The organism is Nostoc sp. LEGE 06077 (assembly GCF_015207705.1).
In the GTDB taxonomy this organism is placed as follows: Bacteria; Cyanobacteriota; Cyanobacteriia; order Cyanobacteriales; family Nostocaceae; genus Nostoc_B.
In genome coordinates this window covers 264,051-270,188 of sequence record NZ_JADEWI010000003.1, presented here as the reverse complement: position 1 = coordinate 270,188, position 6,138 = coordinate 264,051, and the positions used below count along the sequence as shown (strand labels likewise).

Sequence of the window (6,138 nt, the reverse complement as noted above, 5' to 3'; positions counted from 1 at the left end):
ACCACCACCTCCTCCTCCCCCACCACCCCAAAGTCAAGACGAGTCTGAACAAGAACAAGAAGAAGAGGAAAACGACAAAGAAGAAGACCAACCAGAAGAACCAGAAGAGCAAGAACCACCCAGTATCCCCGAAGAATTTATCTTCGACCCAGAAGGTGTAATTCTAGATGAAAGTGTGCTGTATTTTGCCCAAATGTCCCAGCGTCAAGGTAAATCGGGTAGTCGCAGTATCATTTTCTCCGAAGACCGGGGACGTTACGTCAAGCCAATGTTACCCAAGGGTAAAGTCCGGCGCATTGCCGTAGATGCCACCCTCCGCGCCGCCGCACCCTACCAAAAAGCTCGGCGTGAAAGACAGCCAAACAAAAAGGTGATTGTTGAACAGGGCGATATTCGCTCCAAACGCTTGGTTCGGAAAGCCGGGGCTTTGGTAGTATTTGTCGTGGATGCTTCTGGCTCAATGGCTTTGAACCGAATGCAGTCTGCTAAGGGTGCAGTGATGCAACTGTTGACAGAAGCTTATCAAAACCGCGACCAAGTAGCCTTGATTCCTTTCCGGGGAGAACAGGCGGAAGTGTTATTACCCCCAACCCGTTCCATTGCTTTAGCCAAAAACCGTCTAGAAAGATTACCCTGTGGCGGCGGTTCACCCTTAGCACATGGTTTAACTCAAGCTGTACGCGTCGGAATAAATGCCCAGATGAGTGGCGATATTGGGCAAGTTGTAGTGGTAGCGATAACTGATGGTCGGGGGAATATTCCCTTAGCGCGTTCTTTAGGTGAACCCCAAGAACCAGGAGAAAAGCCAGATATCAAAGGCGAATTATTAGAAATTGCTGGCAGATTTCGGGCTTTGGGAATGCAACTATTAGTAATTGATACGGAAAGTAAGTTTGTTTCTACAGGATTCGCCAAAGAATTAGCCCAAACAGCCGGCGGTAAATATTATCATTTGCCGAAAGCCACAGATAAAGCCATTGCTGCTATGACCAGAGGTGCGATCGCTGATCTAAAATCACGGTAGTTACTCAATGATCAATGGTCAATAATCATTGATAACTCCTCATCTAACCTACTGTGTACACACAAGTCAAAAATTTGTAGTGTGAAACCCTATCCCGCCTTGAACTAAAGTTCCAGGCTCATAGCCAAAGTCCACTCAAGTGGACTGGAATAAATTTATAGTTGAGTCCTCTTCAGAGGACTTGTGCTATGAGACTCAGAATTAATTCCGAGGCGGGATAGATGTACTCAACCCAGATTTGTGTGTACACCGCAGCCATTTAAATCAACACTTTTTAAATCTATGGTTCAGTCTTCTAATCAACGTTTAACTGTTGAAGAGTTTCTTGCACTTCCTGAAGGTGATGTTACATACGAACTTATTGATGGTCAAGCTGTTCCTAAATATAAAGATGATAAAATTTCACCTAAATTTTTTCATAGTTCTACTACCGGAGCTTTATTGCTCATATTATCTGCATGGGCAGAAAAAGAAGGGCGCGTAGTAGTAGAGTGGGCAATCAAATTAACCCGAAATCAACAAGATTGGGTACCTGTACCCTGATTTGACATATATTTCTTACAACCGCCTTGCGGCTGATTGGTTGCAAGATGAAGCTTGTCCGGTTGCACCCGAATTAGTGATTGAAATTATCTCACCCGGACAAACTTTTGGAGATATGGCCGAAAAAGCCACAGATTATCTCAAATCAGGTGTTTTGCGTGTTTGGGTAGTCGATACAAAAGCTAGAACTATTACTGTATTTGCCCCAGCTTCCTTACCTATAACGTATCGCCATCATCAAGTAATTAATGATGATTTGTTATCAGAATTAGAAATTACCCCTAACGCTATCTTTCAACGTGCAGGCTTAAATTCCTAAAATTTATTTGAATAGTGAAGTTTTTTTGGAGATGGCACCCTGAGTATCAAGCCCACTATTACCAATATTCAGCATTCTATGTAATAAGTGGTTGGGCAAGATTAAATTCATTAATCGAGAAAGAGAACTATCAACAGGAAAACAATGTCTTTAATTAATCTTGTCTAAGTACTTAAATCCAGAACTTGGTTTATTTATTAGAAGCGATTGGAGTTATGGAGTTTTCCTGTCAAAATTTTGTAGTATAGAACATCAAGATCCTGATGCCACTACTTGTGGTTGCAAATAATTGATCAAATCATTAATGCCCTTTTGCAGATACCGTGTTACGGTCATTGGACTAGTACCAATGTTTTTCGCTGCATCTTTGCGTGAAAGTTCTTTTAAGAATACCATTTCTACTGCCATCCGGGGTTTGTCTTCTAGCATATTGATTGCCCCTTGGAGTTGTTGGCGTTCTTCTTCTTGTTGCTGCATCACAGCAGAACGAGGACAAGGTAGTGCTTCACCTAAAGTTATTTGGCAATCAACATAGTGAACTGCTGTAGCATCCAAACTTAAAGGCATCCGATTTTGTGCAGCTAACTTAGTTTCTTGCCATTCTTGCACAGATACCTTCAGTACCTTAGCAATTTCTGAATCCTTGGGAGGGCGACCTAAAACTAAAGCTAATTCTTTGCGAATTTTTTGCCCTTCATTGTAGAGTTCTTGCCAACGACGAGGAATTTTTAATAGCGTACTGCGATCGCGCAAGAAATGCAGCATCTCACCACGAATATATGGCACAGCAAAGGAACTAAACGCATATCCTTGACTGGGATCAAAACGCTCAATGGCCCTAATTAAACCAAAATAACCGATTTGTTCTAAATCTTCATAAGGTTCATTACATTGATGGCTAAATTTATGAGCCATCTTCCGCACTAAGCCAGTATGTAACTGTACAAGTTGATTACGAAGTTTAATTGAGGGATTCTGGTGGTATAAGTGTAATAACTCTATCCCATCAATTCGCATAGAAGACTCAATTGCTGCCATATCAAATCCTTTGTATTAACTCCTTTTCCTGAAAAAACGGAGTTGCGTATAGTTCTTCAAAGCTGTAATTATTTTCCTTAGACCACGCTGATTAAACCATCGTCGTTCCACTGAACTTAATTCGTCTCTATATCAGGCATTCAGTGTTTTTACGCACGATTTTACTTTCTCTGTTGTTGCCGCTGATTTTTGTTTTATCTATAAACTTGCTTAGTTAATTAATGTTTATTTTTTGTGAATAACCCTAGCTATTTTTGGGGTTAAATGCTTGGTTTATCTCCCGATATTTAGCCCTAGTTCAGCCATAGAGAAAAACTCCACAACCTGGATTTTGGATTTAACTTATATATCTCTCCAGAAATAAAAATCTCGGCAGAACGTTAATTTTAATATTTGCTTAATAAATAGTTGATTATAAAAATTAATAGAATACCTAAACCCCAACCATATATAAATTGCCAAAAGTGAATAATAAAAACTAAAACCAACATCCTCAAGACTTTCTTGGCTTGAGCAACAGCAAAACTGAACCTAATATTCTCTTAATAAAAGGGTGTATCTTATGGTGAAAGTGTATTTATCGAAATATTTTTTAGAATTGCTGAATTTGAGTATTTTACCCTTACCGTGCCAGAACTATAGTGGCAAATATCTCAGACAAAATGTATTTATCAATGATTAACGCCAATTTTTTCAAAAAAATACCCTAGCTGGTCAATGAAAATCTTGGTAAGAATAGGAATATACAGCACTTTTTCCAGCGAAAAACTCCAGTATGAGCAATACAAGTAACTTTCGTGAAGCTATCCGAGACGCTAAAACTCAAGCCCTCATCGGCCCTAATGTCATTGCTAATGCCCTACCTTACGTCGGTGGTGGTCTTGTCCTCACAGCATTAGGTACCTATGGTGGTTTAGGCGTTATCCGTACAAACCCTGGAATTTTCTTCCCTACCTTTATTGGGGCGGTAATTTTAGAGTTAATTCTCTTCTTTGTTGCCCAAAATGTTGCTGAAAAAGGCAACAAGGGTATTGCCCTACCTTTATTGGCAACTTACAGCCTATTATCTGGCTATACTCTCAGTGGTTTAGTATTTGTCGCCTTAAGAACCCAAGGTGTAGGTATTCAAGGCATTGGTATAGCCGCCCTCGGTTGCGGTGTCACCTTTATTGTTGCCCGTCAAATTGGTTCAAATCTGTCTGAACAAGACGGAATGGCTTTGAACAAAACCATCAGTCTCGGTGTTATTGCCTTGCTGGTTGTCTGTGCAACACAATTTATCTTTGCTTTGTTTGGTGTTTATACCCCAACTTGGCTAGAAATCGGCATTTCTGGTTTAGGCGTGTTTTTGTTTGTGGGTGTATCGGTTGTAGATTTCTACATCCTGCCCCGTACTTACCGCAACGACCAATATCTACCTGCGGCTTTGTCGATGTATCTGACATACATCAACCTGTTTGTCTTTATCTTACGGTTGCTGATTGCCATCAATGGCCGCGATTAAGTAACGATAAATAGCAAAATTTAATAAATTTTTAACCGTGGTGCCAACTCAGTAACCACGGTTTTTTGTGGCTATGAGATGTGGTAAGTTATTTCTCCAATACAATTATGTAGTCAAAGCACAAGAACTGACTCAACAGCCGCTAAAATCAAAAAAACAAATAAAATCATCAAGAGCAAACTTAGAAAATCCATCCAAGTAGCTCTAAATTAGCAAGCACTATGGAAGTCTTAGAACTCAAACGCGAAATCGAAACGTTGTCTAGCCGCCTGGGTAAAACCCAGGACTATCTTTGACGTACCTGCACTGACAGCGAAAATTCACGACCTAGAACAAATATCCGCGCAGCCAGAGTTTTGGGAAAATCAGCCCGAAGCTCAAAAAACGCTGCAAGAACTTAACGACCTCAAATCCCACCTGGAAACTTATCACCAGTGGCGAGCCAGTTTAGAAGATACTAAAGCAGTGGTGGAACTGTTGGAGTTAGAAACCGACGTGTCTCTACTGCAAGAAGCAGAATCTACTATCACTAAACTCAACCGTGATCTTGACCAGTGGGAGTTACAACAGCTACTCTCTGGCCCCTACGATGCGGAAGGTGCGGTGTTGACAATTAACGCTGGTGCAGGTGGTACAGATGCTCAAGACTGGGCATTTATGCTGCTGCGGATGTATACCCGTTGGGCAGAGGCGCATGGATATAAAGTAGCACTCAGTGAAGAATCTGAGGGTGATGAAGCGGGTATTAAATCAGCAACTCTAGAAATTACTGGGCGCTACGCCTATGGCTATCTGCGGTCAGAGACAGGTACACATCGCTTAGTGCGAATTTCACCTTTTAATGCCAATGGCAAACGGCAAACTAGTTTTGCTGGGGTGGAAGTTATGCCACAAATAGATAATTCTGTGCAGTTGGACATTCCAGAAAAGGATTTGGAAGTTACGACATCCAGGGCTGGTGGTAAAGGTGGACAGAACGTTAACAAAGTAGAAACAGCCGTGCGAATTGTGCATTTACCCACTGGTCTGGCTGTGCGCTGTACAGAAGAGCGATCGCAGCTGCAAAATAAAGAAAAAGCCCTCGCCCGCCTCAAAGCCAAGCTGTTAGTTATCGCCCGTGAACAGAAGGCGCAAGAAATTGCCCAAATTCGCGGTGATATGGTGGAAGCTTCCTGGGGTAATCAAATTCGGAACTACGTATTCCATCCTTACCAGATGGTAAAAGATTTGCGTACCAATTCCGAAACAACGGCGATCGCTGATGTGATGAACGGCGACCTTGATATGTTCATTCAAGCCTACCTCCGCCAAGAAAATCAGCTAGTAGACAGTAATTCTGCTTAATGTCCACAACTGCTAGGGGTAAGGGTGAAAGGGTGTAGGGGTATAGGGGTGTATGTATCCAAAACCCTTACACCCTTTCACCCCTGTTTTTCTTGAAAAATAGACAAAATGGCAAGAGAACTCAACGGAAACTGTTACATTTATATATAAAAGAGTTTATTACGCAATCATTATGAGCGAATATCCTTCAACGGAACCTCAACCAAGCTACGTCAAACTTGCCATGCGGAATATGGTACGTAAAGGTGGCACTTCCATCAAACATTTTTTGTTATCTGCTGTAGGACTATTAGCTGTCCTAATTGGTCTTGCCTACCTAACCCGTTAAAGACCTACCAAAATCCATAGTGTTGAGGAGTGTTTGTA

At 41.5% G+C, this 6,138-nt stretch carries 5 protein-coding genes and 1 pseudogene; 5 read left to right on the top strand and 1 reads right to left on the bottom strand.

Annotated elements, in window-relative coordinates; genetic code table 11:
* Positions 1-1,024 (top strand): VWA domain-containing protein (locus IQ244_RS03965; protein ID WP_193889988.1); only part of this gene is annotated, 1,024 nt, incomplete at its 5' end.
* A 282-nt stretch (positions 1,025-1,306) separates the two neighbouring features.
* Positions 1,307-1,886: pseudogene (locus IQ244_RS03960) on the top strand (Uma2 family endonuclease).
* A gap of 252 nt (positions 1,887-2,138) precedes the next feature.
* Here the strand turns inward: IQ244_RS03960 and IQ244_RS03955 are convergent.
* Positions 2,139-2,924: an RNA polymerase sigma factor SigF gene (locus IQ244_RS03955; protein ID WP_193889986.1), complete on the bottom strand. Its 786-nt coding sequence runs from the start codon at positions 2,922-2,924 to the stop codon at positions 2,139-2,141.
* Between the two features lie 775 nt (positions 2,925-3,699).
* On the opposite strand from IQ244_RS03955, the gene IQ244_RS03950 reads away from it, so the two are divergent.
* The 3 genes from IQ244_RS03950 (at position 3,700) to IQ244_RS03940 (ending at position 6,100) form a co-directional block, all read left to right on the top strand.
* A complete protein-coding gene (locus IQ244_RS03950) occupies positions 3,700-4,428 on the top strand; it encodes a Bax inhibitor-1 family protein (RefSeq protein WP_193889984.1) in 729 nt (242 codons plus the stop codon).
* Positions 4,429-4,649: 221 nt separating this feature from the next.
* Positions 4,650-5,772 (top strand): peptide chain release factor 2 gene (gene prfB / locus IQ244_RS03945; RefSeq protein WP_193889982.1). Its coding sequence is split into 2 segments (ribosomal slippage): positions 4,650-4,721 and positions 4,723-5,772, totalling 1,122 coding nucleotides; the frame shifts between segments, so codons are not numbered across the junction.
* Positions 5,773-5,944: 172 nt separating this feature from the next.
* Positions 5,945-6,100: a DUF3285 domain-containing protein gene (locus tag IQ244_RS03940; protein WP_193889980.1), complete on the top strand. Its 156-nt coding sequence runs from the start codon at positions 5,945-5,947 to the stop codon at positions 6,098-6,100.
* Positions 6,101-6,138 lie beyond the last annotated feature (38 nt).